This is a genomic window from Paenibacillus aestuarii (assembly GCF_027789125.1).
GTDB classification, from domain to species: domain Bacteria; phylum Bacillota; class Bacilli; order Paenibacillales; family NBRC-103111; genus Paenibacillus_E; species Paenibacillus_E aestuarii.
The window spans coordinates 216130-241706 of sequence record NZ_JAQFVF010000080.1 but is presented as its reverse complement, the minus strand read 5'-3'; the positions used below and the strand labels follow the sequence as shown (position 1 = coordinate 241706).

At 44.0% G+C, this 25577-nt stretch carries 19 protein-coding genes; 17 read left to right on the top strand and 2 right to left on the bottom strand.

All coding sequences use genetic code 11. The annotated features are described in order from the left end of the window. Positions 1-106: 106 nt before the first annotated feature. Both deoD and O9139_RS27665 read right to left on the bottom strand, forming a co-directional pair. Positions 107-811, bottom strand: a complete 705-nt coding sequence (gene deoD / locus O9139_RS27670) for a purine-nucleoside phosphorylase (protein WP_270884984.1) — start codon at positions 809-811, stop codon at positions 107-109. Between the two features lie 183 nt (positions 812-994). After that, on the bottom strand, positions 995-1711 hold the full coding sequence (locus tag O9139_RS27665; protein WP_270884983.1) for a Crp/Fnr family transcriptional regulator: 717 nt from the start codon (positions 1709-1711) through the stop codon (positions 995-997). A gap of 88 nt (positions 1712-1799) precedes the next feature. On the opposite strand from O9139_RS27665, the gene deoB reads away from it, so the two are divergent. From deoB to O9139_RS27585, 17 genes are all read left to right on the top strand, one after another. After that, positions 1800-2987, top strand: coding sequence for a phosphopentomutase (gene deoB / locus O9139_RS27660; protein ID WP_270884982.1), 1188 nt, complete (start codon positions 1800-1802; stop codon positions 2985-2987). A gap of 380 nt (positions 2988-3367) precedes the next feature. Beyond that, a complete protein-coding gene (locus tag O9139_RS27655) occupies positions 3368-4975 on the top strand; it encodes a hypothetical protein (RefSeq protein ID WP_270884981.1) in 1608 nt (535 codons plus the stop codon). Positions 4976-5007: 32 nt separating this feature from the next. Next, the gene (locus O9139_RS27650; protein WP_270884980.1) at positions 5008-5637 is read left to right on the top strand and encodes a helix-turn-helix domain-containing protein; all 630 of its coding nucleotides are present in this window, start codon (positions 5008-5010) and stop codon (positions 5635-5637) included. Positions 5638-5957: 320 nt separating this feature from the next. Further along, on the top strand, positions 5958-7526 hold the full coding sequence (locus tag O9139_RS27645) for an ABC transporter substrate-binding protein (RefSeq protein WP_270885017.1): 1569 nt from the start codon (positions 5958-5960) through the stop codon (positions 7524-7526). Continuing rightward, positions 7526-7891 (top strand): helix-turn-helix transcriptional regulator, encoded by a 366-nt coding sequence (locus tag O9139_RS33475; protein WP_377525321.1) that lies wholly within the window; start codon positions 7526-7528, stop codon positions 7889-7891. The genes O9139_RS27645 and O9139_RS33475 overlap by 1 nt, the downstream gene beginning before the upstream one ends. Before the next feature lie 24 nt (positions 7892-7915). Continuing rightward, complete coding sequence (locus O9139_RS27640; protein ID WP_270884979.1) at positions 7916-9355, top strand: YfcC family protein; 1440 nt, start codon at positions 7916-7918, stop codon at positions 9353-9355. Between the two features lie 27 nt (positions 9356-9382). Beyond that, on the top strand, positions 9383-10507 hold the full coding sequence (locus O9139_RS27635; protein ID WP_270884978.1) for a M20 family metallopeptidase: 1125 nt from the start codon (positions 9383-9385) through the stop codon (positions 10505-10507). After that, positions 10428-11324: an ROK family protein gene (locus O9139_RS27630; protein ID WP_270884977.1), complete on the top strand. Its 897-nt coding sequence runs from the start codon at positions 10428-10430 to the stop codon at positions 11322-11324. The genes O9139_RS27635 and O9139_RS27630 overlap by 80 nt, the downstream gene beginning before the upstream one ends. Before the next feature lie 121 nt (positions 11325-11445). Continuing rightward, positions 11446-12330 (top strand): carbohydrate ABC transporter permease, encoded by an 885-nt coding sequence (locus O9139_RS27625; protein ID WP_270884976.1) that lies wholly within the window; start codon positions 11446-11448, stop codon positions 12328-12330. Beyond that, positions 12327-13208 (top strand): carbohydrate ABC transporter permease, encoded by an 882-nt coding sequence (locus O9139_RS27620; protein ID WP_270884975.1) that lies wholly within the window; start codon positions 12327-12329, stop codon positions 13206-13208. Before O9139_RS27625 ends, O9139_RS27620 begins: the two co-directional genes overlap by 4 nt. 33 nt (positions 13209-13241) lie before the next feature. Beyond that, on the top strand, positions 13242-15260 hold the full coding sequence (locus O9139_RS27615) for a beta-galactosidase (protein WP_270884974.1): 2019 nt from the start codon (positions 13242-13244) through the stop codon (positions 15258-15260). A 73-nt stretch (positions 15261-15333) separates the two neighbouring features. After that, positions 15334-17139 carry a cache domain-containing sensor histidine kinase gene (locus tag O9139_RS27610; protein WP_270884973.1) on the top strand — a complete coding sequence of 602 codons (1806 nt, stop codon included), beginning with the start codon at positions 15334-15336 and terminating at the stop codon, positions 17137-17139. 112 nt (positions 17140-17251) lie between these two features. After that, positions 17252-17422, top strand: coding sequence for a hypothetical protein (locus O9139_RS27605; protein ID WP_270884972.1), 171 nt, complete (start codon positions 17252-17254; stop codon positions 17420-17422). 44 nt (positions 17423-17466) lie between these two features. Beyond that, complete coding sequence (locus tag O9139_RS27600) at positions 17467-18717, top strand: response regulator (RefSeq protein WP_270884971.1); 1251 nt, start codon at positions 17467-17469, stop codon at positions 18715-18717. Positions 18718-18819: 102 nt separating this feature from the next. Then, positions 18820-19059, top strand: a complete 240-nt coding sequence (locus tag O9139_RS27595; protein ID WP_270884970.1) for a helix-turn-helix transcriptional regulator — start codon at positions 18820-18822, stop codon at positions 19057-19059. A 120-nt stretch (positions 19060-19179) separates the two neighbouring features. Next, positions 19180-20484, top strand: a complete 1305-nt coding sequence (locus O9139_RS27590) for an ABC transporter substrate-binding protein (RefSeq protein WP_270884969.1) — start codon at positions 19180-19182, stop codon at positions 20482-20484. Between the two features lie 164 nt (positions 20485-20648). Continuing rightward, positions 20649-25556: an RICIN domain-containing protein gene (locus tag O9139_RS27585; RefSeq protein WP_270884968.1), complete on the top strand. Its 4908-nt coding sequence runs from the start codon at positions 20649-20651 to the stop codon at positions 25554-25556. The last annotated feature ends 21 nt before the right edge of the window (positions 25557-25577 follow it).

Genomic DNA, 25577 nt, shown 5'->3' with positions numbered 1-25577 from the left:
ACATTGGTTCCGATATCCTGATCATGGATAATGATTCTTTGCAATATCCAATATTGTATAGTTGTCTATAAACGTATCAACGTTTATAGACAACCTTTATCAATTTTTATCGAGTCACTGTATCCAAAGCAACCTCGATCATATCGTTAAACGTGGTTTGTCTTTCGAGCGCAGTGGTTTGCTCACCTGTGACGAGATGGTCACTAACCGTTAATAGAGATAATCCGCTTACGCCAAATTTAGCAGCTAGGTAATAAAGTCCTGCTGTTTCCATTTCTACGGCTAATACGCCATGTTGGCCAAGCTTAAACACTGAAGCATTGTCATCCGAGTAAAAAATATCAGAAGACAGCACATTTCCTACGTGAAGATTAAGACCTTTTGCCTTTCCAACTTCATATGCCTTTTTAATTAATTCAAAGTTACCTATTTGTGGGAAGTCGTATCCTGGGAAGCTATTACGAATAATGGCCGAATCTGTTGCGGCTGCTTGGGCAATAATAACATCTCGAATTTTCACATCCGCTTGTATGGCGCCACAAGTCCCGATACGAACTAGATTTTTTGCTCCATAACTATTAATTAATTCATGAATATATATGGATGCAGAGGGCATGCCCATTCCTGTACCTTGAACGGATACACGGCTTCCTCTATAAGTTCCTGTATAACCTAGCATACCTCGAACATGATTGTAGCAAACAGCGTCTTCCAGAAAAGTTTCTGCAATATACTTTGCACGTAATGGATCACCGGGTAACAAAATAGATTCTGCTATTTCTCCAGCCTTAGCTTCAATATGAAAACTCATGTTACTTGCCTCCTATGGTTGTAACGATTTCTCAAGAAAACGATTCAACCACAGCATACCACAATGTAATTTCACACACTGTTACCGGTTTCACATCAATTTTGTTAACTGGTTAACAGATAAAATGTTAAAGCGGTAACTGAAATTTGAGACCTGCAGCGTTATATTGAATGCAAGACATGTCTACGGATTATCCCATTTTCGAAGTTCCGGATACTCTTCAGTTTGGATACAAATCGATTCAAGTTTGTTCTTATTTAAGATATAAAAATATTTATTCCGAACATCCAGAATTCCCTCGGCTTGAAATTCAGCCATGGTTTTGGAGATGGATTCTCTAGTAACTCCAATCATATTGGCTAAGAAAGATTGATTTATCTTTAGGTCTATTTTATAAATGCTATCTTCCTGCTCACCAAAGTTATAATACAGATCCATGATTAAATTTGCTGTCCTTGTTCGAACATCGTAAAACGACAAATAGCGAATTAATCGATTGAGTACGCGAATTCGCTCAATAAGGATCGTATACGCATTTTTTAGAACAACAGGATATTGCTCAACGATTCGAAGAAAATCTTGTTTTTCTAGTTGCCAAGCGGAAACATTCTCCAAAGCTTCAACACTACTAATTCGATAACAATGGTTGGATAATGCTTCTGATTCACCTAAAATTTCGCCCGGAGTCATAATTTGAAGAATAATTTCTTTATCTTCGTTTAGGCGATACACTTTCAGCTTACCTGATCGAATTAAGTAAATCTCTTCACTAAGATCATTTTCAAATATGAGGATATGGTTCTTTTTAAAATGACGCTCCTTCAATAAAGGTGCGATTTGTGATATGGAATCCGGAGTAAGATTTGAGAAGATTGTAAAATCAGAGAGGTTAGTAATCATCAGTTGCAGATCCTTTCATTCAATAACTGTAGTATTTTAGTTCGGCGGTAATCTTATACAAGCATTCAAGACTGGAGGCATAAACGATATGAATTTCGAACGTATTAGTGTGATTGTCCTCGATAGTGTTGGCATCGGCGAATTGCCTGATGCGGCCAACTTTGGTGACCAAGGAAGCCATACGCTTGAACACATTTGTCAGCAGGTCCCTGAGATCAAATTGCCCAATCTGACTTCACTCGGTTTGGGCAACATTGCACCACTTTCCGCTATCCCTAAGATGGAGAAGCCCCAAGCCTTCTATGGAAAAATGAATGAAATTTCGGTTGGTAAAGATACGATGACCGGCCATTGGGAACTAATGGGGTTAAAAGTAGAAGTTCCATTTCAGGTTTATCCAAAAGGATTTCCAGATGAGCTAATTGCGAAGTTTGAAGAGTTGACAGGCAGAAAGGTGATTGGAAACAAGCCCTCCTCCGGGACAGATATCCTAGATGAGTACGGTGAAGAACAAATGCGCACTGGAGCATGGATCGTTTATACTTCAGCCGACAGTGTCCTTCAAATCGCAGCACATGAGGATATTATTCCACTTGAAGAGTTATATCATGGTTGTGAAATCGCTCGGGAACTAACCTTGAATGATCCGTATATGGTTGGGCGTGTTATCGCAAGACCATATATAGGACAACCAGGAGCCTTTACACGCACATCGAATCGGCACGATTATGCACTAGAACCATTTGGTGATACCGTACTCAATCGCCTAAACGATCAAGGTTATACTGTCATCTCCGTCGGTAAAATCAATGACATCTTTACAGGGAAAGGGATTCAAGAATCTCATCCAACGAAAAGCAATGTAGACGGAATTCTGACTACCATTGATTTATTGAAGCGTCCATTCAAAGGGTTGCTCTTTACAAATTTAGTTGACTTTGACTCTTTATATGGCCATCGCCGTGATCCGATGGGGTATGCTGCTTGTCTTGAAGAGTTTGATCAATATTTACCTGAACTTATGCAACAAACTGGAGAAAAGGACTTACTGATCATTACAGCCGATCACGGGAATGACCCAACAGCACCAGGTACGGATCATACGCGCGAATATGTCCCCATTTTGATCTACAGCCCTAAGCTCTCATCGAATACCGCCTCGATCGGTATAAGAAACACTTATGCCGATCTAGCTGCAACGATTGCTGACAATTTCGGTGTCGCCAAGACAGACATCGGGGAAAGCTTTTTGAATCTTTTAAAGATCAATGACTAAACATGTCGAGCAGAAAATTCAGGAGGCCGGTCTCAACTGTGGAGGAGCATGCGGCGGAATTGTTTAGGTACAAACATAGCAAATGACTAGAGCAAAGCCAATCTGGCTTTGCTCTTATTAAAACCCAAGAGCAAAGGGCGTCCCATTCCCGGTTACTCTCTTAACCGCCAAGGCACAGTCATACTAGGCTGCATCAGACGCCTCGTAAGCGGGCCCAATGCCGCTTTTGGCCGCGGTGATACAAGAAAGGCCTTTTTAAGTGGTCTGTGTCCAAATTTAAGGGGTTGAACCGGTAAATTTCTAAAGAACTTAGGATAACTTAAGTCTAAAATGTTAAAATAAAGATTCAGAATTAGACGTATATTTGGAGGCAAGGATCATTGAAGTTGTTTAAGGGAAAATTTTTTATGAAGACAGTTGCCATATCCCTTTTAGTTGTTATGGCAGTTTCTATGTTCATAACGATTAGCTGCTATCGGTATGTAACGAATGTTTTTGACAGCCATCACATTGACGATCAGGTGAAGATGAATGGCTTGATAGCCGCACATGTGGATGCCTTACTGGAGTCTGTTGTGAAAGGTGCATCCAATATCATAATGGATCCGGATATCCTACAGGCGATTTATGTAAAAGACTTGGAACACCAAACGGATAAACTGTTACAAATTCAGCAGAAACTAAATACGTTTTCCAATATTGTGAAAGATATTTATAGCGTTGATTTGTACATTCCCAGTTCTGTGCTGTTAATATCAAGTGCGAACGGGATCATCCCCTCTACAATAATGTCTGATGATACGATGCGCTTGTATCAGAGGATTGAGGCCTTACGTAAACCCATGTGGATGTTGACTCAACAATCCGCGCAAGAAAATGTGATTTCGTTTGTTCAACCGCTGCCGGTGCAGTCCAACTTTCCTCAGGCTTATTTAACGATTCATCTGAGGGAACGAGCAGTAAATAACATCATCGCGATTAGTCAGGAGGGCATGCCAAACGAATCGCTGATCATCAGTGATACAGGAAAAAAAATATCCGCTGAAGATAAGAGTACGTTAGGTCAATTCCTGAAATCGGATCAAGAAAAGATACTAAAGGACATCTTAGATTCATCCGCGCATAACGGCTATATAATAGATCGCCCGAGCCATACTTTTACGACATTTAGCAAGCTGTCTTCGAGTGAATGGATCTTGGCGATTCGGTATCCCATGGATGCGCTTTTCTCTTATAAGCAAGCTACACTTCAGCATTTGATCATGCTTGAGCTTATTGTTATGATCGGCTCGATTCTCGTTCTGATCTCATCCTATTCTTATCTTTTTGCACCCGTCACACGGTTGATTCGAGAACTTGGTGATGTTGTCAGGGATAAGAAGGTTCGATTTCTGGATGAACGGAAAATCATTGCTGAGTTTCTACAGCAAAAGAGAGAAGAAGTACTCCAACTAGAAGAACAAAATCGGAGAAAAACCGTATCCATAAAAGAATTAACCTATTATCGTTTACTTCAAAGTCCCGAAGCATTCGTTGAAAATCGTGATGACTTCCTGCAGGAAAGTTCGTTGAATGAACACAGTAAATACTGGATTATGTTTGTTGAGCCTGAGTTAGCTTCGGAATCGAAATTCAGTGAAGATGAACCGGCGTTACAAATTTTCGCGATCTCGAATTTATGCGATGATGTGATGAAACAGAATTTTATTGAAGCTCAAATCATTCCTTCTCTGGATAGGAAGCAAGTCATTGTTATTTGCAGCATACCTTCACAAATGAAAGATCGTAACATCGCTGGAATATCAACTCAAGCTGCCGAGTCCATTCAAAGCACAGTTAATCATTATTTAAGCATCCCTGTATCAATTAGTATCGGAAATGCTTATTCTCTCCGTGAAGGGGTACACAACTCCTTTAAAGAAGCGAGTGAATGCTTAATGGAGCGGTTTATTAAAGGTTCCGGCAGCATCATTTCCCTCGTGATGTGAAAGCTCCGTCCATTTTTCAATATCCGTATGAATTGGAAGCATTACTGATCAAAGCGTTTAAACAAAACAAACCGGAAGAAACACTGCTTTTATTCAAAAATATGATCCAATACATGCTTGATGCGAATGTGAATTCGCGTAGATTGCTGCAATCTGCACAAATGTTATATTCCACTGTGCTCCGAATATTGTATGAAACCACGGATAACCAAGCGTTAGTTGCGCAATGGGAGTTATCACCGCCTCCCGAGTGGAAGTCTGTCGATGAACTTGTGCATTGGTTTGAATTTGACTTTTTTCCGGAAGTATTTAAAGCTATTGATCTTATGAATGAAAACAGAGGGCATCAAACGGTTGAAGCCGTCAAACAATATCTGTATGAATCCGCAACGCAAATGCAGTCATTGACCTCCGTTGCTGAACAATTTGGAATGAACCCGTCCTATTTAAGCCGCATATTCAAGAAAATAACGGGTCAAAGCTTTGTTCAATTTACGGCCAATTTAAAAATTGAAAAGGCGAAGCACTTGCTTCTAAACAGTACTTTGTCCATAAATGAAATTTCGGAAGCAGTAGGATATACGGAAAGGACATTTGGACGCGTTTTTAAAAATGTAACCGGCTCCACACCAGCTAATTATCGGATGCAAAACAAAAGCTAAGGAATAATAACGAAATAACTAGAGCAAAGCCGATTTCGGCTTTGTTTTTTTTCTGCATGTGAACCGTCATTTTTTGATTATTGTATTTCAACCGCGAAAAATAATGGCGTTTCCCTAACGAGCATCTAATAAATTAGCTTGTTGATCTGACATTTCGACTAAAGTGTTCATTTCGGTAAATTACTGTCAGTTGTAGGATGAAACTCACAATAATAATATTATCCTGCAGATGATAAAGGCTCGAAATTTGGAACATCCTATCCGTATGCAGCTTTTGGAAGGTCACTCAGCATTATGCGTAAAGGGGGCGTCAGGAATTGATGGAGAGAAGGAGTAGGCAGTCAAGGCAATTGTTTATTTTAATCAGTACAATTCTTGTCTTAGCCGGTTGTTCCAATCTTCCTGATAAAGCAGATCATCGCACTACAGATCCAAGTAAGGACAACGTTAGCAAAGTTTTAACGATTGGTATGCCCACCGACATGGAAACGTTTGACATTCACAATCACAACATCGCATCAACAGAAGCCATTCATATCAATATGTTTAGTTATCTGTTTAAGAGAAATTCAGACTTGGAGATCAAGCCGGATCTCGTAGAAAGCTATAGAATCGTCGACAATACGACCTGGGAATTTAAATTAAGAAAGGGTGTTACTTTTCATAATGGCGATCTATTAACCTCTGCAGATGTGAAGTATACATTAGAGCGAGTCGCCAAAGATCCATCTCTTAAAGAATACCCTAACTATAAACAAATTAAAGAAGTAAAAATAATTGACGATCTAAATTTTCAAATCATAACAGATGGTCCGCAGCCTGCGCTGCTTAACCGCTTATCCAGAATAGGTTCGGGTATACTGCCGAAGACTTATATTGAAAAAAATGGTTTTGATTATTTTCTGACGCATCCGATTGGTTCGGGGCCTTATCAATTTGTGGAATGGGTTCGCGATGATCATGTCACATTGGAAGCTTTCGATCAGTTTTATGGTGGGCTTGTAAAAGACTGGGATCGTGTCGTGTTCAGAAAAATCCCCGGGGATTCGGATCGAGTCAATGAACTGCTAGCCGGCAGAATCGATATTGCTGAAAATCTTCCTCCAGACATGGTTCAAGCCATAAACGCACAAGACAATGTAGCCGCTCTATCATCTGCTTCCAATCGTGTTGGATTACTTGCTCTTCGAACCACGAAGGGATTCGCTACGGCTGATCCTAAAGTGCGGGAAGCGATCGATCTGGCCATTAATAAGAAGGCTCTGATAGACACCGCTCTTGGCGGATACGGCATACAAACGCGGACCCGCGTCACGCCTGGGAACTTCGGGGCAGATCCGTCTTTATTTAATACTTCTTTATATAATCCGGAGAGAGCTATGCAGCTTTTAAAGGAAGCAGGTTATGCTAAGGGCTTAACGATTACGTTGTCAGCACCTGTTGGCGTTTATACGAAGGATAAAGAAGTGGCGGAGATGATTCAAGCGATGCTGGGAAAAGTCGGCATTAAGGTGAACTTAGAGCTAATGGAGCGATCGAAGCTGAGTGAAATGCGTCATGAAGGTAGAAATAAAGAGCTGCTCCTTCTGTCTTACGGGAACTCGCTGTTCGATGCCGATAACGCACTTGACTTATATCGTTCGGGGAAAGCCAAGACGGAGCTTGACTACAGCAACAATGAGGTAGACGATCTGCTGAGTGCAGCGTTGATAAATATGAACCCTAAAGATCGTATCGCCCAATATCAGCAGATTCAAAAAATAATAGCGAATGAAAGGCCGCACATTTATCTATACAATGAGCAGAGTTTGTATGGAGTGAAAAAGACGATCAACTTCAAACCGAGAACGGATGAAATGATCTATGTGCCGGAAATAACGAAAAAATAATGGAATTCAATGATTCGACGACTAGTATCTTTGAGAAAGCGATAGAGTTCATTCATCAGCATTATTGTGAGGAATTGAGGCTAGGTAGGGTTAGCAAATCGGTTGGGGTAAATGAGAATTATTTAAGCAGGCTATTTAGGAAGAACGCCGGCGAGAGCTTTAATCAATATGTAGCGAATCTACGCATCGAAGAGTCTAAACGGTTGTTAAAAGAGGGTAATAAAATCATAGATCTGCCTGAAAAAATCGGTTATATGAGTTCGGTGCACTTCCGCCGAGTATTTAAGAAGGTTACAGGTGTAAGTCCGAAGGTTTATAGGAATAGTCTTGGATTAGATACAACAATGAAAGCGGATCAAGAATAGCGCTCGAACGAGAGGGGTCAACCTATGGATTTATGGACAAAGCAAGAGATAACGCAAGAGAAAAAAATGAAAAAAAGGAGATATGCTCAACCTGACGCATACGTACTATTATTTTTTGTCGCACTCATTTGCGCAATTTCTACTTACATTTTACCAGCTGGAGTCTTCAATACGGTGAAAAAAGGCGATATCACCGCATCTGTTCCGGGGAGCTATCATGCCGTCGCGTCAAATCCTACGAGTTTCGTAGATTTCTTTACCGCGATCCAAAACGGAATGGTTAAGGGAGCACCGATTATTTTCCTTATCCTTTTTACCAGCGGAGCTTTAGCTATCATTGAAAAAACAGGCGCGATCGATGCGTTCCTCAAGTCGACGATTACTCGATTCAGAAACCGGTTGCTGCTCTTAATCATCCCTGTAGGCTTGATCTTTTCAGTGTTAGGAACAACAGGTATTGTTGTCAATTCTGTCATTGCCTTCATTCCTTTAGGGTTATTCATCGCAAGAGGATTAAAATTGGATCCGCTTTTTGGTGCAGCGCTTATCTATCTAGGGACCTACGCCGGATGGAATGTGCCGGTATTTGCACCTCAAACGCTTGGATTGTCTCAGCGTATCGCGGGACTTCCGCTTTTCTCAGGCATCGGATATCGGATTGTTATTTTTGCAGCGTTTCTGGTTGTAACGGTTCTCTATTTGTACGTGTATGCGAGAAAAATTCGAAAAGATCCATCGAAAAGTGTCTTAGGCGTAGACTGGCTCAGAGATGTGGACAGAGGTGAAGTTGCTGGAATAAACAGTAAAACAACCGTTACCTTGCAGCAAAAGTTGATCCTTTTGTTCGCGGGAGCATCTCTTCTAGCTTTCATGATTCTCTCACAAAAAATGAAGTGGACGGAAAACGAGATGGCCGGACTCTTTATATTTATGGGTATAGGCTGTGGTTTGATTGCAAGAATGAGCGCAAATGAAATCGCTTCCACGTTCATTCATGGCTGCAAACAAATGGTCTATGGAGCGCTAATCGTAGGTATGGCCAGAGCTGTTGGCGTTATCCTGGATGATGCCAAAATTTTGGATACCATCGTTAATGCGCTAGCGACAGTATTAGCTCCATTGTCCCCTATGGCAGCATCAATCGGCATGTATATCGGAAGTGCTTCTCTTCACTTTCTGATCTCTTCCGGTTCTGGGGAGGCTACAGTGCTCATGCCTATTCTTGTTCCTTTGGCCGACTTACTGCATATCACGCGCCAAGTAGCGGTTCAGGCGGTCATGTTTGGAGAAGGCGTCGTGAATACGATCAACCCGACATCCGGTGTCATGATGGGTGTGCTCGCGACGAGCGGCATTTCCTACGGCAAATGGCTGAAGTTCATGTTTCCATTAACGGCGGTTTGGTTTTTACTTGGAATTATTTTCACCATCATCGGAGTATTGATGAACTGGGGACCTTTCTAAGTATAAGTAACAGGGGGAATTAATTGGATGGATAACGTATTAGCCTATTTAAAACAACATCAGGCGGAAATGCTGGATGATCTTAAAACGCTAGTGCTCGCCGAGTCACCGACTCATTCCAAGGAAAGGGTAGATCAATGCGGCGCAGAAATTCAAAAGCTATTTAAGAAGCATCTTCACCTTGATCCGGAAGTGAATGCTCAAGTGCAAAGGGGGGACCATCTGCGATTTAGTTACGGAGCAGGAGAAGAGCAAATCTTAATTCTGGGACATTTTGATACGGTTTGGGACGTGGGCAGGCTGTCCTACCGCGTAGAAGGAAACAGAGCGTATGGACCCGGCATTCTGGATATGAAGGGAGGCATTATCCAAGCTCTTTGGGCGCTTAAGGCTTGTCGGGAGTTGGGGATATCCTTCAATAAGCGAATTATTTTCCTATGTACCAGTGACGAAGAGACTGGAAGCGGCACGTCCCGTGAATGGATCGAGCGGGAAGCTGTGCAGAGCCGGGCTGTACTCGTGCCGGAGCCGGCAGCAGCCCGCACTGGAGCATTGAAAACGAGCCGTAAGGGAGTTGGCCGATTTGGGATCAAGATCTCCGGAAAGGCAGCGCATGCGGGGAATCATCATCAGGACGGAATCAGCGCGGTACAGGAAATGGCTCATCAAATTTTATTTCTGCACGGTCTCACCGACTATGCTCTGGGGACAACTTTAAATGTTGGCGTGGTCCGTGGAGGCAGTGTAGAAAACGTGGTGGCTGAACAGGCTGAGCTCGGTGTGGATCTGCGAATTAGCCAAGTGAGTGAGGGAGAACGGATATCGAAAATTATTTATGGGTTGAAACCGCATTTGGACGGTACCACCCTGCAGGTTTCTGGAGGCGTCAACCGTCCACCGATGGAACGGTCAGCGGGTAATGAGCAGTTGTTCAGACTTGCCGCAGCATGCGCTGCTGAATTAGGGTTTTCCTTGACTGAGGAAGCCGTAGGCGGGGGCAGTGACGGGAATTTTACATCTGCGTTAGGCATTCCGACGTTGGACGGGCTCGGCGCTGTAGGGGAAGGCATCCATGCTGAAAATGAGCATGTTGATATCGATCAGCTTCCTATTAGGGCTGCACTTCTCGCGGGGCTTCTTCGCAAGCTATGAGGATGAATTCAACATGCATGAGCCGAAGAAGGGACAGGACAAAGACAATATGCACATAGCGATCGGCTTTGGTATGACGAGTATCTCCATTGGCTTGGTAAAAAACGGGGAAGTTATTTCAAGAACAAGAATACCAGTATTGTCGCAAACAGGGTTGTTAAGACGCCTTACGCTTATAGTCGATGTTATCTATAAGTTACTTTCCCGGAGTCAGGTGACTCTTTCTGAATGTACAGGGCTCGGAATCGCAACGTCTGGTGTGATAGATGAAGAAAGAAGGACCCTAATAACGATTAATGATGCCTATTCGGATGCAATAGGGTTCCCTTTTGTTGAGTGGTTTGAAGGAGCGTTCGGACTACCTTGTATCCTTGTAAATGATAATAAGGCGGCATTGGCGGGTGAAGCCGCGTATGGTGTGGCGAGAGGGGAAACGAATGCCCTCCTCGTGACGATTGAAACCGGTATAGCCGCTGCAGCTATGCTTAATGGTCATGCGTTGCCAGGCTGGGAATTCCTCAACATGGACGATTTGAGAGTCTGTGAAGAGACCTATATCAATCAACCAGTTGGAAGTCAGTGCGGCGACAGTTTAATTTCGCATTGGATGACCTATATTGTGAATCTGATTCAAGTCTACGCACCGAATATCGTTATCTTAAGTGGAGGATTCATAAGTGCTCAAGTAGACCTTGTCCCCTTGCTCCAGGAACAAGTGAGTAAGTATGCCGGAAAGCCTTGGGGAAATGCCCGGTTTGTCGTTGTGGAGGATCTGGATACTTCGATACTATTAGGCGTTTCGCGATTGCTAGAATAAATTCATCCCATCGACACAAAATTTATCAATCCAAAGCACAAAATTGATCATGTGAAAGCGCGTCCATTCTCTTTAATATTAACTTTACACAAAGTTTGTTCTAGAGAGATGGAGGATTCACATGAGTAACGAGATGCAAAAAAGAGTGATAGTTATTTCTTTTCTGGCGCTGCCGATTGGATTGATGCTATTATTTCTGATTTACCCGACAACGAAGCTGTTCCAATACAGTTTGACCGACTGGAACGGGATCAGCCGAGAGCTGCATTTTGTCGGGTTTGACAATTACATGAAAGCGTTCAAAATGTCGCAAGTATGGCAATCGCTTTCGAACAACTGGCTTTATTTTATTATCCATGCGCTGTTGATTCCGATTGAAATTCTACTCGCAGTTATGCTGAATGCCAAAATGCGGGCCAGCGAATTTTTTCGCTCCATTGTCCTGCTGCCCTACATCATCAACGGTGTGGCCGTCGCTTATATTTTCAGTTATTTGTACAACCCAGTAAACGGTCCGATTAACGAACTGCTGACAGCGGTCGGTCTGGAGAGCTGGATTCATAACTGGCTCAGTGACGTGAAAATTGTTAACTATTCGCTTGTCGCCATCTCCTTATGGCGTTTTGCCGGGTTTCATATCATTCTCTTCCTGGCAGGGGTACAGTCCATTCCAGGCGATCTGTATGAAGCCGCAACCATCGACGGAGCGAACAAAATGCAGCAAATTCGATACATCGTGCTGCCGGGCATTCGTCGCGTCATTGAAATTATTTTGTTCTTAAACATTCGCGGAGCCCTGCAAGTATTCGATATTCCGTTTCTTGTTACACAGGGCGGTCCGGGGACTTCGAGCAGTACGTTTACGATTTTTACCATTAACACCGCGTTTAAATTCAATAGTTACGGCCTGGCTTCTGCAATGGCGATTATTTTGATGTTGATGATCATCGTGTTCAGTTTCATTCAAAACTTATTGATCCGCGAGAAAGGAGACAAATTATCATGAGCATGTCCCGTACTGAATTTGCAACCAAACCTTATCGATTGGAAAAGGGTGCAACGTTCTCCTTCCTGGGTCACACGATGTACTACATCATATTATCGATCATTGCGTTAATTATTTTTGTCCCTTTGCTGCTGGTCGTTTTCGCAGCATTCAAAACATCGCCCGAGCTAGCGGCCACATCGCCGTTCTCGCTTCCAAAGAGCTGGTCGCTGCACAATTTCGTCGTCGCCTTCGACAAAGCGAACATGCTTGTGGGATTGATTAACTCCTTAAGCCTTACCGTATCCAGCGTCGTGATAAATGCCATTCTGGGCGCTATGACGGCATTCGTGCTGAACCGATTTCAGTTCCGTTTCAAGAAAACGATTTTTCTGCTGTTTATCGTGGCATCCGTTGTGCCTTCCTATACAACGGAAGTGGCACGTTTCCAAACGATCAAGGGAATAGGGCTGTATAATACGCTGTTTGCACCGTTGATCATTTATGCAGGAACGGATTTAATGCAAATATTCATTTACTTGCAGTTCATTGAGAAAATATCCAAGCAGTTAGATGAAAGCGCGCTCCTTGACGGCGCGTCGTATTTCCGGATTTTCCGCTCCATCCTATTCCCGCTTTTGCTTCCGGCAACAGCTACGCTGGCAATTATAAAAGCGGTCGACATTATGAACGATATGTACATTCCTTATTTGTATATGCCTTCCAAAAAGCTAAACACGTTATCGACTGCTTTGATGACGTTTGTAGGCGAACGTGCTACATATTGGAACGAGCTGTCGGCTGCAATCATATTAGTCATGCTTCCAACCGTAATGATATACCTGATCTTGCGCAAATTTATTTTTGCCGGATTGATGGATGGCGCCATCAAAGAATAAACAGACTAATGATTACTTTTGGAGGTTGTGCCGATGATTAACGACAAATTGCCTTATATTTATTACGGCGGCGATTATAATCCCGATCAATGGCCGGAAGAAATATGGCAGGAAGATATGCGATTGTTTAAACTGGCAGGGATCAATATCGTTACGCTGCCGGTGTTTAGTTGGGCGAAGCTGCAGCCCTCGGAGCATACGTATGATTTTGATTGGCTGGACAAGATTATCGAAACGGTAGCTAAAGAAGGGATTTACCTGTGTTTGGCGACTTCCACTGCTGCACAGCCCGCCTGGATGTCCCGGCAGTATCCGGAAGTGCTTCCTGTCGATATCGATGGAAGGAAACGGACGCACGGTTCACGGGTAAACTTTTGTCCGAACAGCGGCGTTTACAGAAGGTTTGCTGCTCAGTTAGCGGCAAAATTGGCGGAGCGATACGGGAATCATCCGTCCTTGCTCGTGTGGCATATCGGGAACGAATACGGTCCTCACTGCTACTGCGAGACGTGCGCAGCGTCTTTCCGGGTTTGGCTGCAGAACAAATATGGCACCTTGGACGTCGTCAACCGCGTCTGGAATTTGAGTTTCTGGTCGCATACGGTATATGAATGGGACGATATTGTACCGCCTACGAATTTGAACGGGAATAATAAATGTTTCCAAGGCATCGCTTTGGATTATAAGAGATTTATGTCCGATTCCATTTTGGAATGTTATCAGAATGAATACGATGTCATTAAACAAATGACACCACATATCAAAATTACATCGAATATTTGGGGGCTGTTTAATGGCCTTGATTTGAAGAAATGGGCTGAACGGATGGATGTCGTTTCCTGGGACAGCTACCCGCAAATGAATGAGCCAATGAGCAATGTGGCGATGCGTCACGATTATATGCGGGGGTTGAAGGACGGACAGCCTTTCATGCTGATGGAGCAGACGCCGAGTCAGCAAAACTGGCAGCCATACAACAGTTTGAAAAGGCCTGGAGTGATGAGGCTGTGGAGCTATCAGGCTATCGCCCATGGTGCGGATACAGTGATGTTCTTCCAATTGCGGCGTTCCGTCGGTGCGTGCGAGAAATATCACGGTGCTTTGATTGCTCATGCGGGTCATGAACATACGAGGGTGTTCAGAGAGTGCACGCAATTGGGACAAGAACTGAAGGGATTAGGAGATACGATTCTAGATTCCGTAACGGAATCGAGCGTAGCGCTATTGTTTGATATCGATACGTGGAATGCGGTGGAAATGACCAGCGGACCGAGCGTGGATCTCGACTATCTCAAGCAAGCGCAGAAGTATTACAAAGCTTTTTATGACTTGAATGTAAGCGTCGATGTGATTAGCCCGATTAGCGATTTCTCCAAGTATGAATTTATTGTCGCACCAGTGATGTATATGATGAAGCCTGGGGTGAGCGAGCGGTTGAAATCGTTCGTGAAACAAGGAGGAACGCTGGTCACTTCATTCTTCAGCGGAATTGTTAACGAGAACGATCTGGTTACACTGGGAGGCTATCCGGGCGAATTAAGAGACTTGCTCGGCATTTGGGTAGAAGAAATCGATGCGCTTCAGCCGGAAATGACAAACCAAATCCATATGAATGCGACTTTTCCGGCGCTCGAAGGCGATTACAACTGTGGTCTGCTATGCGACCTGCTGCATCTAGAAGGAGCGGAGGCGTTAGGGAGCTATGGTCACGACTTTTATGCGGGAATGCCTGCAGTGACCGTGAATAGATTCGGACAAGGGGAAGCGTATTATGTGGCAACGGATCCTGAACAAGCATTTTTGAATAAATTCTGTAAAGCATTATGCGACAAGATGGGAATAGCATCGCCACATCAAGCTCCTGCCGGAGTCGAGATCGCGAGCAGAAGCAAGGAAGGCAGAACCTTCATCTTTGTTTTGAATCATAATCCACACGATGCAACGACTTATTTATATGATGGGACTTATAAAGATTTGCTGTCTCATCGGATCTACGAGGGATCGCTAAAGCTAGAGCCGTACGGCGTAGCGATATTAGAACGATGCAATTGATACCCTGGGGAAGGCAGCAATGCCTTCCCTCTCTTTCCGCTTCATAGTTGCACTTGTAAATGGAGGCGCGGCAATGCGTATGTTCACTAAGAGATGGTCCATTACTTCAATTTTATATGTGATGTTCTTTTTCGTCATCGTGATGCCGATTCTTTTGGTTACCTTTTTGTCATTGAGAGCTTATACGAATATTTTGCTGTCGAATATTACTTCACGAACGATGCAAACGCTCGAACAAGTATCTTACTCGATCGATCAAGATACAAGCAGGTATATCAGGACTTTCGCCGCTATTGCATCGGATAGAAATCTGATTTCACTCGCCAATTCCCTCCATCAAAGTACAGACTCCCAAGACCAGTTCAGGAAGTCTTCAGAGTTGGAACATTCATTGAAAAATTATTTGCACGATATGCCCGATGTCGTTTCCGCCATGTTCGTCTACCGGGACAATGGCGCATTTTTCTTCGAGGGTACGCATTTGCATAACATCAACACTCGGATGAACGAAACCAATTTAAAGATGACGCCGCTTTATCTCAAAGCGCTTCAAAGTCAAGGGCGCGTGTTGTTGTTCGGTCCAGAAGAGAACAAGCTCATTGAAGGCAATGACAACTATGTTTTGTCAGGTGCCATAGCTCCTCAATATGACAGGTCATTTAACGATGTAGAGATGATTTATTTTGTGATTCAGGCTAGTTCTTTTGAGAATTTGTCCGAGTCCACCTCGAACCGAAACGGCAGCTTCATCATTCTTGACGGGAACGGCAATATCATGCTGGATACGAGTCTAGCTAAAAGCCAAAACGTCGAAAAGGAAACGATTCAACAAGCGCAAACGAAGACAAGCGGTGATTTTAAAACTGTGGTATACGGTGAACAAATGTTTGTTACCTTTCTGACGATGGAGCGAATGGGATGGAAAATTATTTACATGACGCCGAACGATCAGTTGACTGCTCAAGTTAAGGAAATTTACGCCTTTATTATGGAAGTCTCCTTGGCAGGCTTGGCTCTGTTTTTGATTGTTTCGTTTTTCCTTGTGCGGAGTATTGTTCGCCCGATCAAATCGTTAATTTATCAAATGAATAAAATGAAGAGCGGCTCCTTTCAGGTTGCTCTGGACCTGTCCGGCCCATTGGAAATTTATTCGTTAGGGAAGACATTTCAAAGTATGACGGTACGCATCCAGGAACTGATGATCGAAAGACAAGAGCAGGAAAAACTGAAAAACCGTGCAGAGATCGATGCACTTCAATCCCAAATCAATCCGCACTTTCTGGTGAATACGCTCAATGCGATCAAAATCATGGCCATGCTAGTGAAAGCCACGAATTTGTATGAAATGACGGATTCTCTGATCAAGCTGCTGTCTTCTACGTTTCATCGCGATGGATCTTACATCCAAGTAACGGATGAAATACAGAACCTTGAGAAATACATTTACATTATGAAAGTTCGATATGGTGACCGATTCAAAGTGGAGTACGACTTTGATGAACTGGTGAAGGATGCTTTTATTCTCAAGCTGCTCCTTCAGCCCATTGTGGAGAATGCCATTATTCACGGGTTTTACGGGAAAAGCTCGATGGGGATCGTGAAAATTTCCGGTAAAAGAAATCGAGATCAACTCATCATTACCATTGTTGATAATGGCAGGGGCATGGAACAGCGAACGATTGAGGCTTTGAAGAACGAGAAAAACGTAGAATCGCTTTGCGGGATCGGCATTGCCAACGTCAATGACCGGATCCGGTTAAACTACGGGGAGCTTTACGGGCTATCAATGAAGAGTGAGCTGGGAGTCGGAACGGAAGTCATCGTGACGCTGCCACTACTATTGAACAATCCGGATCGACGTAAGCCTAATTTATCGTAATTTGGATAGAGATGGATAGGGGGATTCAAATATGAGATTTTGCCTATACGATTTCAAATGCGACAAGGTCCTTTCAATTGAGAATAATTTACTATCGGCTCTGGAGGTAAAGGTGAAGACAAGCCTTTCCAGTGATATTGGCGTTCTTCCCGTTCTATCCAGTCATGAATACGAGTCCTTTCCTCCATCGTTTCGCGGAGAAGTGAACGGTCGGTTATATTTGCTCTATGAACTTCCGGGTATGAATAAGCGAGTCTATGATCAGGTTCTCGTTCTAGGGTAGAACAGTTTCACTTGCAGATTGGAGATGAAAGCATGTTTAGAGTGATGATCGTCGATGACGAGCCGCTTGTAAGACTAGCCTTGGGCACGATCATCCCTTGGCGTGATTTAGAATGCGAGGTTGTTGCTGAGGCTGCGGACGGCCGTGAAGCGTGGGAACGAATAGCTACTGATCAGGATATAGATCTGATGATTATTGATATGAGCATGCCGGTTATGGATGCCAATGCATTGCTGTCCAAGATGAAGGAAGCAAACCTGACCAACGCTCCGCTGAGCATTGTGCTAAGCGCACATTCGGATTTTGATTTTGTGCGGAAGGCTTTTCTCCTTGGAGCCTTAGATTACATCATGAAAGCGAATCTGGATCCTGAACATATCATTCCGGTCATTCATAAGGCCGTCCGTAAGTTAAAGGAGAACGCAGCTTCTTCATGGCGCACCGACCCCTATAACGACTCAGACAGAAAACAACGGGAAATATGGCTTAGGGGCCTGTTTCGTGAAAAAGATTATTTTTACAGCCTTAACCTAACACAGGATGATTCGTTCCAAAGATGGGTGTCGCAATACGCTAATTCACAACATGTTATTGTATCCATACTGCCTGACGAACGATTGGACAACATAGAGCACTTGTCAAACATCATTAGGCAAGGGTTGGAAAGTTTAAAGATTCCTTTTCAACTAATTCAGATTAAAGAGGATGAACATGCACTCTTATTATGCTTTGAGTCCAGGGACAGCTACTTAAATGTGAGGGCTCGTGTGATAGAGCTCCTGGATTCGCTCTGCAATACGGTCAAAAATTTTTTAAATGTTACGTTATCGGTTGGGGTTGCGGACTCGTGTACGGATTGGAAAATCTGGCACTCTAGATACATCCAAGCGAGACACTTGGCTTGTTTGCGGTTCTCGGAAGGACCTGGACGTGTGTATTATCCTGAATCGGTCAGCGTGGATGTGGGGCCACCTATAGCACCGTGGGACTATAGGGATATGATGCAATTGATAGAGAAAGGCGATACCCAGTGGCAGCAAAAACTGCTTGCAGGATTAAAGCAGTTGAACGAGCTATCAAAGATGACATTAGAAAGCTCTCTTCCCGTCTATGAAGAATTGATTTGGAATATTGGCGCATGGCTGCACGCGCAGGCGATGAATTGGAATCAGGTGCTGGAAACACGTCGTCGGCCATATGAGATCGTTGAGCAGTTTATGTTCCGTGAAGACTTGCATGCGTGGATCGAGCAGTTAGTCGTTCTGCTTGCAGATGTGCTTCATTCGGAGAAATAGCGCGAGGACTATTCGCAGCGGCTGGTTGAGCGAGTCAAACGGTACATTGAGCAAAATTACTGTAATCCGATCACGCTCGGTCAAGTCAGCGAATGGGCGCAGGTGACGGAGAGCCATCTAAGCAAGCAATTTGTGAAAGAAACAGGAGAGCATTTTATTGAACATGTGACGAAGCTTCGTATTAACGAAGCGGCTCGTCTGATTGAAAGCGACATGAGAATGTATGAAATTGCCTTAAAGGTGGGGTATGAGAATCCTGAACATTTCAGCCGGGTGTTTAAAAAATATAGGGGAATGAGCCCTCAGAAGTATCGGGACGCTTATGCGTGGAAAAAGAAGTGAAGAAATGAGCCCCAAAATATATCAAGCGAATCACAAATTTTATCAATGAAAGCGTATTCCGAATTTTTGTAAGATATCAGTGTAAATCATTTGCGAAATCCTTAGGGGGTAGGAAAGAGAATGAAAAGAACATTAGTAACATCCGTACTTTCATTGACTTTGGCATTCAGCGTTGCCGGATGCGGCGTGAATACGTCAACGAAAGACAGTAATCCTGCGAAAGCTCCGGCTGGAGACAGTAGTAAAACGAATACGGTTACATTGAAACTGGCTATGTGGGATAGCGACAGCGAATTTCTGGATAGCTGGACCAAGAAAGTGAAAGAGTTTTCCAATGTCATGCCGAACGTGAAAGTGGAAGTCGAGACATTCAAAAGCGATGCCGACTATTTGCAAGCAATGAAAGTCCGATTGGCCGCTAATGAGCTGCCGGATATTATCGAGCTGAAGCCTAACTTTATCAATGATTTCAAAGCTGAGTTGACAGCACTGAACGATTTGAGCGTGACTGCCAAAAACGCAAAGGCTAAGCAATTTGCCGTTGACGGCAAGGTTCTCGCATTGCCTGTTATTTCTTTTCCTGAACTTGTATACTATCATCCGTCCGTGTTTAAAGAGCTGAATTTAAGCGTTCCGACAACGTGGGAGCAATTTGTAAGCGTATTAACAGAAATTAAAAAGAGCGGCAAGTATCAGCCGTATGCGATGGGCGGCAAGGATTCCTGGCCGAACTATCCGTTCAATGAATTTATGCCGTTGCTGGAATCCGGCGATGAAAACTATTATGACAAAATTGCCGGCATGGACAAGCCGTTTGATAAAGGCACACCGTTCTACAAATCATACACGGATATTCAAACTTTATATGGTGCCAAAGTAATGGGAGCCGATCCTCTCGGCATGAGCAACGACCAAGCAACCGGATTGTTTGAAGCGAAAAAAGCGGCCGTCATTGCAGCAGGATTGTGGTATCTGCCGCAATACAAATCCAAAGTAGGAAATATTGACGATTTGGCGGCATTCCCATTGCCTGTCCGTCATTCGGAGTCAGAGCCGCTGAAAGTGATGACCTTCACGGATAATTTCTTCGGAATTAACAATAAATCCAAGAACGTCGATGCAGCGAAGAAATTTGAAGAGTGGATGTTTGGCTCCGATGCGTATTCCTTTTATGTGAATAAAAAGCAAGCGAATTCCGTCATGGAAGGCGTCAAAGCAGACGTTCCGTTCTTGAATGATTTCTACAAAACGAATAAGTTCGAGGAATTCAACTACCGTCCAGGTGGTGAAAACTTCAATAAATATGTGAACTCGATCCAACTAGATTGGAAGAAGTTAGGTCAAGACATGATGGGCGGAGCGGCTCTCGATCAAATTTCTAGCGAATTGAATGATAAGTGGACGAAAGCAAGAGCAAGCAAGTAAGGTTTTCGAGTATCTCAAATGCGATTATTTTGCGGGCGTTCTAGCAGTAGTGCTTTGGACGCTCCGCGAGGAATCGCATTTCATAAACGATTAGATGTAAGGGTTTACATAAAATGGTAATGAGATCGTTCAACCTCATTGATAGACCCAGGGAGGGAGTTAAGATGTTAAAGCGACTTAGAAAAAATGTTTGCAAAATCATTCCGATCGCCATGATCGCTTCGATTGTATGTGTTCCAGCTCCAGCTGCTTTCGCCGATAATTCAACGATTGTAGATCCATCCGTTCAATTTCAGACCGTTGAAGGTTGGGGGACATCTTTGGCGTGGTGGGGATACGTCGTCGGGGGATACGCCAATAAAACCGACTATGCGGATAAAATTTTCGGCTCGTCAGGGTTGAATCTTAACATTGCTCGCTATAACATTGGCGGCGGTGAAAACCCCAATTATCTGCCTCCAAATCAAACTTATTTGATGTATAGAGCGAGAATACCAGGTTTCCTGTCAAGCAATGGTACTTATGATTGGACGGCGGATGCTAATCAGCGTTGGATGCTGCAGGCAGCCAAGGCAAGAGGGGCAGATCAGTTTGAAGCCTTCTCCAATTCACCGCCATATTGGATGACGAATAGCGGCAGTGTCTCTGGAGCTGCGGATGGCTCAGATAATCTAAATTCAAACTATTATGATGCCTTTGCCGATTACCTGACAACAGTTGTCAAACAATTCAAAGATACTGAAGGTATCACGTTTAGAACCTTAAACCCGTTGAACGAGCCGATTGCAGGCTGGTGGAAGCTCGGAAACCGTCAAGAAGGCGCTCATTTTGACCGGAGTAGTCAAAATACAATACTTAGCAAAGTGGCAGCTTCTTTATCCAGCAAGGGATTGGGCACGAAACTTAGTGGATCTGACGAAAATACGATCGATGATGCGCTGACATCCTTCAATTCCTTAAGCAGCGCAACAAAAAACAGTGTTTATCAGATTAATACACATAGCTACGGTGGAAGCCAGCGCGTACAATTAGCGAATGCAGCGCAATCGAACAGCAAAAAATTGTGGATGTCCGAATATGGGGACGGTGATGCGACCGGGCTAACGATGTCGAGCACCATATTGAAAGATATGAAACAAATGCACGCATCGGGATGGGTATACTGGCAAGCCGTCGATGATGCAGACGGATGGGGCTTTTTGAAAAATTCTCTAAATAGCTCCGGGGACACATCTTATACGATTAACCAAAAGTATTATATCATGGGGAACTACAGTAAATTTATTCGCCCGGGCTACAAAATCATTGCGATTAACGACGATAATTCACTTGTGGCTTATGACCCGGCGAGTTCCAATGTTGTTATTGTAACAACAAACAGCAGCGCATCCGATAAAACGGTCTCCTATGATTTGAGCAAATTTAGCGCTATTACCGGCAATGCGACGCCTTATCGGACATCGTCTACAGAGCAGTTGGCTCAATTACCTTCGATTTCCTTGAACAACAAAACATTTTCGGCAACGGCAAAAGCAGGCTCCGTCACAACGTATGTGATTGACGGGGCGTCTTATAGTGGGGGGTTGGACTATAATCCGTCCACTTACTATACAATCAAGAGCCAAAATAGCGGGATGTTAGCCGATGTAAAAGGCGAATCATTAAACCCAGGAACTGCAATCGATCAGTGGTCAGCCACCTCCGGAAACAATCAGCAATGGTCGATCCAAGGATACGGCGACGGCACATACTACCTGGTTAATCGCAACAGCGGCATGGTCATGGAGGTGACCGGCTCTTCCACTACAGCTGGAGCTAGCGTTATTCAATACCCTTACGGTGGCAGTAATAATCAGAAGTGGAGAATAACCAGTGTCGGAAACGGTTTTTACAAGCTGGTGAATGTGAACAGCGGAATGGCTCTGGACGTTATCGGTGCTTCAAGGACAGCGGGGACAGCTTTGGATCAGTGGACAGACAATGGCGGGACGAACCAACATTGGAGTTTCGGAAGCTCAACTGTCAATATTGACGGAACTGGATCGGGAAGAGTCTTTGACGGAGAAGGTGTGCTAAGTGGTGGAGGAGGCAATACCAAGCTTCTTATTGACTATCCTGAGCCTTATCGCAGTGATATTTTGGACTATCTGTTTAAACCTAATTTTGGCGCTTCTTATCAAGAACTTAAATTTGAAATCGGTGGAGATATCAATTCTACCAGCGGAACTGAGCCGAGTCATGCAAGGACAAGAGACGAAAATGCCAATCCGGTAATGACACGAGGCTATGAAACTTGGTTAATCAACGAAGCGAAAAAGAGAAATCCCAATATCAAGCTATCCGCCTTGCAGTGGGGGGCACCAGCTTGGGTAGGAAATATGTGGTCCCAAGACAATGCGGATTATCTTGTCAGTTATATCAAAGGATTAAAAAGCGTTTGGGGCTATGATCTGGATTACATTGGCGGTAGCCAGAACGAAAGTTATAATGGCACTTCCCAGCAAGCACGAGATTATATTGTCAATATCTTGAGACCTACATTGGATAGGAACGGTCTTTCCAACGTCAAAATTGTAGCACCCGATATTTACGGTAATGATTGGGGGTTTGCCGACAAAATTGTAAACGATCCCGCGTTAAAAAATGCAGTAGCGGCGATCGGGTACCACTACGTCAACAGTACTTCTACAAGTAATGCTCAGAATAGCGGATTGCCGATTTGGGAAAGTGAAGGCTGGACCGGAATAGGCGATTGGAATGGTGCTTTTAACCTTGCCAAGGAAATGAATCTCAACTATATTAATGCTAAACTTACGAAGACAGATGTCTGGCACTTAATTGGCGCTCAATACAATAATACAGCTTGGGCGCATTCGGGGATCATGCAGGCCAATTCGCCGTGGTCAGGCAATTATGTTGTGCAGCCGGCTGTTTGGGCAGCGGCGCATACAACCCAATTTGCCGCACCCGGATGGCAATATCTTGACAGCGGATCCGGCATCGCACCCGGTGGAAGTTCATATGTAACTTTTAAAAATCCTAACAGTGGAGATTATAGTATCGTTATTGTATCAGGGGGATCACCCGAATCTATGACCTTTAACCTTACCGGAGGGCTTTCTAACGGGGCGGTTCATGTATGGAAATCTAACAGTAGTGCACAGTTTATTCAGCAAAGTGATATTCAGCCTAATGCAGGCTCGTATTCGATTAATCTTGAAGCAAATTCGATCTATACATTGACAACAACGACGGGACAGCAAAAAGGTGCTGCTGCAAATGCTATACCTGCCGACCAATCTTTTCCGAAGAATTACAGTGAGAATTTTGAAAGCTATACAGTAGGTAAAACACCAAAGTATACGTACGATATTGAAGGGGCGTTCGAAGTAAGCAACAGCTTTGGCGGCGGAGTCGGAAAAACCTTGCGTCAGGTTATTTTAAAACCGCTCATTCCATGGAATGTTTGGGGAGAGAAACCGGATAGTCAAAATCCAAGTACATTTACCGAATTCGGAGACTTAAAATGGCAGAACTATGATTATAGCGTCGATACGCTGATAGAAAATGCTGGTGCAGTCAATATATACGGTAGAGTGGGCAGTGAATTACCCGGTGGACATCCCGAAGATTATAAGGGATATAGGCTCAGCATTTACGACAATGGGCAGTGGTATCTATGCTATGGCGATCCTTCTACTTATGGGACTAGTAACGATGTCGTTCTTGCTTCCGGAACAGTTACCGGGTTCTCTGCCAATACATGGCATAATTTAAAGCTATCCTTTGTGGGAACGACGATCAAAGCATTTGTTGACAATAATCAAATCGCTTCTGTTACCGATAGCCGAAGAGGAAGCGGAATGGTGGGCTTGGGCAGTGGATGGAACAATGCACAGTATGACAATGTGAATGTAAGTCAATATTCACCTGTAACCAGCGTGCAAGTGGATAAACCTCAAATCTCGCTGAATGAAGGGCAAACGACAGAGCTCGTTGCAGCGGTGCTGCCTGAGAACGCTACGAATAAGAACGTTACTTGGTCGAGCAGCGACGAAACCGTCGCCAAAGTGGAAGTGAAAGACGGTAAAACGGTTGTCACTGCCTTGAAAGCGGGGGCGGCAGATATTACAGTCACCACGGCAGAGGGCAATTTTACAGCAGTAAGCAAAGTTACGGTCACGCCAAGTATCCCGTTAACGACAGTAACCAGCGTGCAAGTGGATAAACCCCAAATCTCGCTGAATGAAGGGCAAACGACAGAGCTCGTTGCAGCGGTGCTGCCTGAGAACGCTACGAATAAGAACGTTGCTTGGTCGAGCAGCGACGAAACCGTCGCCAAAGTGGAAGTGAAAGACGGTAAAACGGTTGTCACTGCCTTGAAAGCGGGGGCGGCGGATATTACAGTCACCACGGCAGATGGCAATTTTACAGCAGTAAGCAAAGTTACGGTAGTGAAAGGCGTTGTCACGCCAAGTATCCCGTTAACGACACTATCGGCAGCAGGTACCGTTCAAACAGGCGATGAATTCACGGTACAGCTGGGATTGGGCAGCGTCACGCAAAACGTATATGCACAGGATTTTAAAATGGACTACGATTCGAACGTTTTTGAATTCGTGTCGGCTCGTGCCGTAAATGATGGACTTCAACTCGTAAAAACAAAGACGGATACACTAGGTAAACTTCGGTTTATTCTAGCAAGCGTAGGTAAGCCTATGACAGGCGATGCTGGAATTCTGGAACTGAAGTTTAGAGCTAGAGCTGTGGCGCAACCGGCAACAGGAACGATTGCTGTAACCAATGCAATGCTAGCCGATGGGCAAGGGGTGGAAACAACGGTGCAAGCTTCAACAGTCAATGTGAGCATTGCGACAGCACCTCCGGTAATATCAGGCGACGTCAACCATGACAACAAAGTAAGTATCGGCGATCTTGGTTTTGTTGCAGCGAATTACGGCAAAACATCTTCCAGCCCGGATTGGGAACAAATCAAGCAAGCAGATGTAACTGGCGATGGCAAAATCGATATAGCAGATCTTGTATTCGTGGCTATAAAAATATTCGAGTAAATCATTTGGAACAAATGTTAA

Excerpts from the sequence above, each read along its gene's own strand:
- deoD (WP_270884984.1), bottom strand. The coding sequence starts at position 811 with ATGAGTTTTCATATTGAAGCTAAGGCTGGAGAAATAGCAGAATCTATT.
- O9139_RS27665 (WP_270884983.1), bottom strand. The coding sequence starts at position 1,711 with ATGATTACTAACCTCTCTGATTTTACAATCTTCTCAAATCTTACTCCG.
- deoB (WP_270884982.1), top strand. The coding sequence starts at position 1,800 with ATGAATTTCGAACGTATTAGTGTGATTGTCCTCGATAGTGTTGGCATC.
- O9139_RS27645 (WP_270885017.1), top strand. The coding sequence starts at position 5,958 with ATGGAGAGAAGGAGTAGGCAGTCAAGGCAATTGTTTATTTTAATCAGT.
- O9139_RS33475 (WP_377525321.1), top strand. The coding sequence starts at position 7,526 with ATGGAATTCAATGATTCGACGACTAGTATCTTTGAGAAAGCGATAGAG.
- O9139_RS27640 (WP_270884979.1), top strand. The coding sequence starts at position 7,916 with ATGGATTTATGGACAAAGCAAGAGATAACGCAAGAGAAAAAAATGAAA.
- O9139_RS27635 (WP_270884978.1), top strand. The coding sequence starts at position 9,383 with ATGGATAACGTATTAGCCTATTTAAAACAACATCAGGCGGAAATGCTG.
- O9139_RS27630 (WP_270884977.1), top strand. The coding sequence starts at position 10,428 with ATGCTGAAAATGAGCATGTTGATATCGATCAGCTTCCTATTAGGGCTG.
- O9139_RS27625 (WP_270884976.1), top strand. The coding sequence starts at position 11,446 with ATGAGTAACGAGATGCAAAAAAGAGTGATAGTTATTTCTTTTCTGGCG.
- O9139_RS27620 (WP_270884975.1), top strand. The coding sequence starts at position 12,327 with ATGAGCATGTCCCGTACTGAATTTGCAACCAAACCTTATCGATTGGAA.
- O9139_RS27615 (WP_270884974.1), top strand. The coding sequence starts at position 13,242 with ATGATTAACGACAAATTGCCTTATATTTATTACGGCGGCGATTATAAT.
- O9139_RS27610 (WP_270884973.1), top strand. The coding sequence starts at position 15,334 with ATGCGTATGTTCACTAAGAGATGGTCCATTACTTCAATTTTATATGTG.
- O9139_RS27600 (WP_270884971.1), top strand. The coding sequence starts at position 17,467 with ATGATCGTCGATGACGAGCCGCTTGTAAGACTAGCCTTGGGCACGATC.
- O9139_RS27590 (WP_270884969.1), top strand. The coding sequence starts at position 19,180 with ATGAAAAGAACATTAGTAACATCCGTACTTTCATTGACTTTGGCATTC.
- O9139_RS27585 (WP_270884968.1), top strand. The coding sequence starts at position 20,649 with ATGTTAAAGCGACTTAGAAAAAATGTTTGCAAAATCATTCCGATCGCC.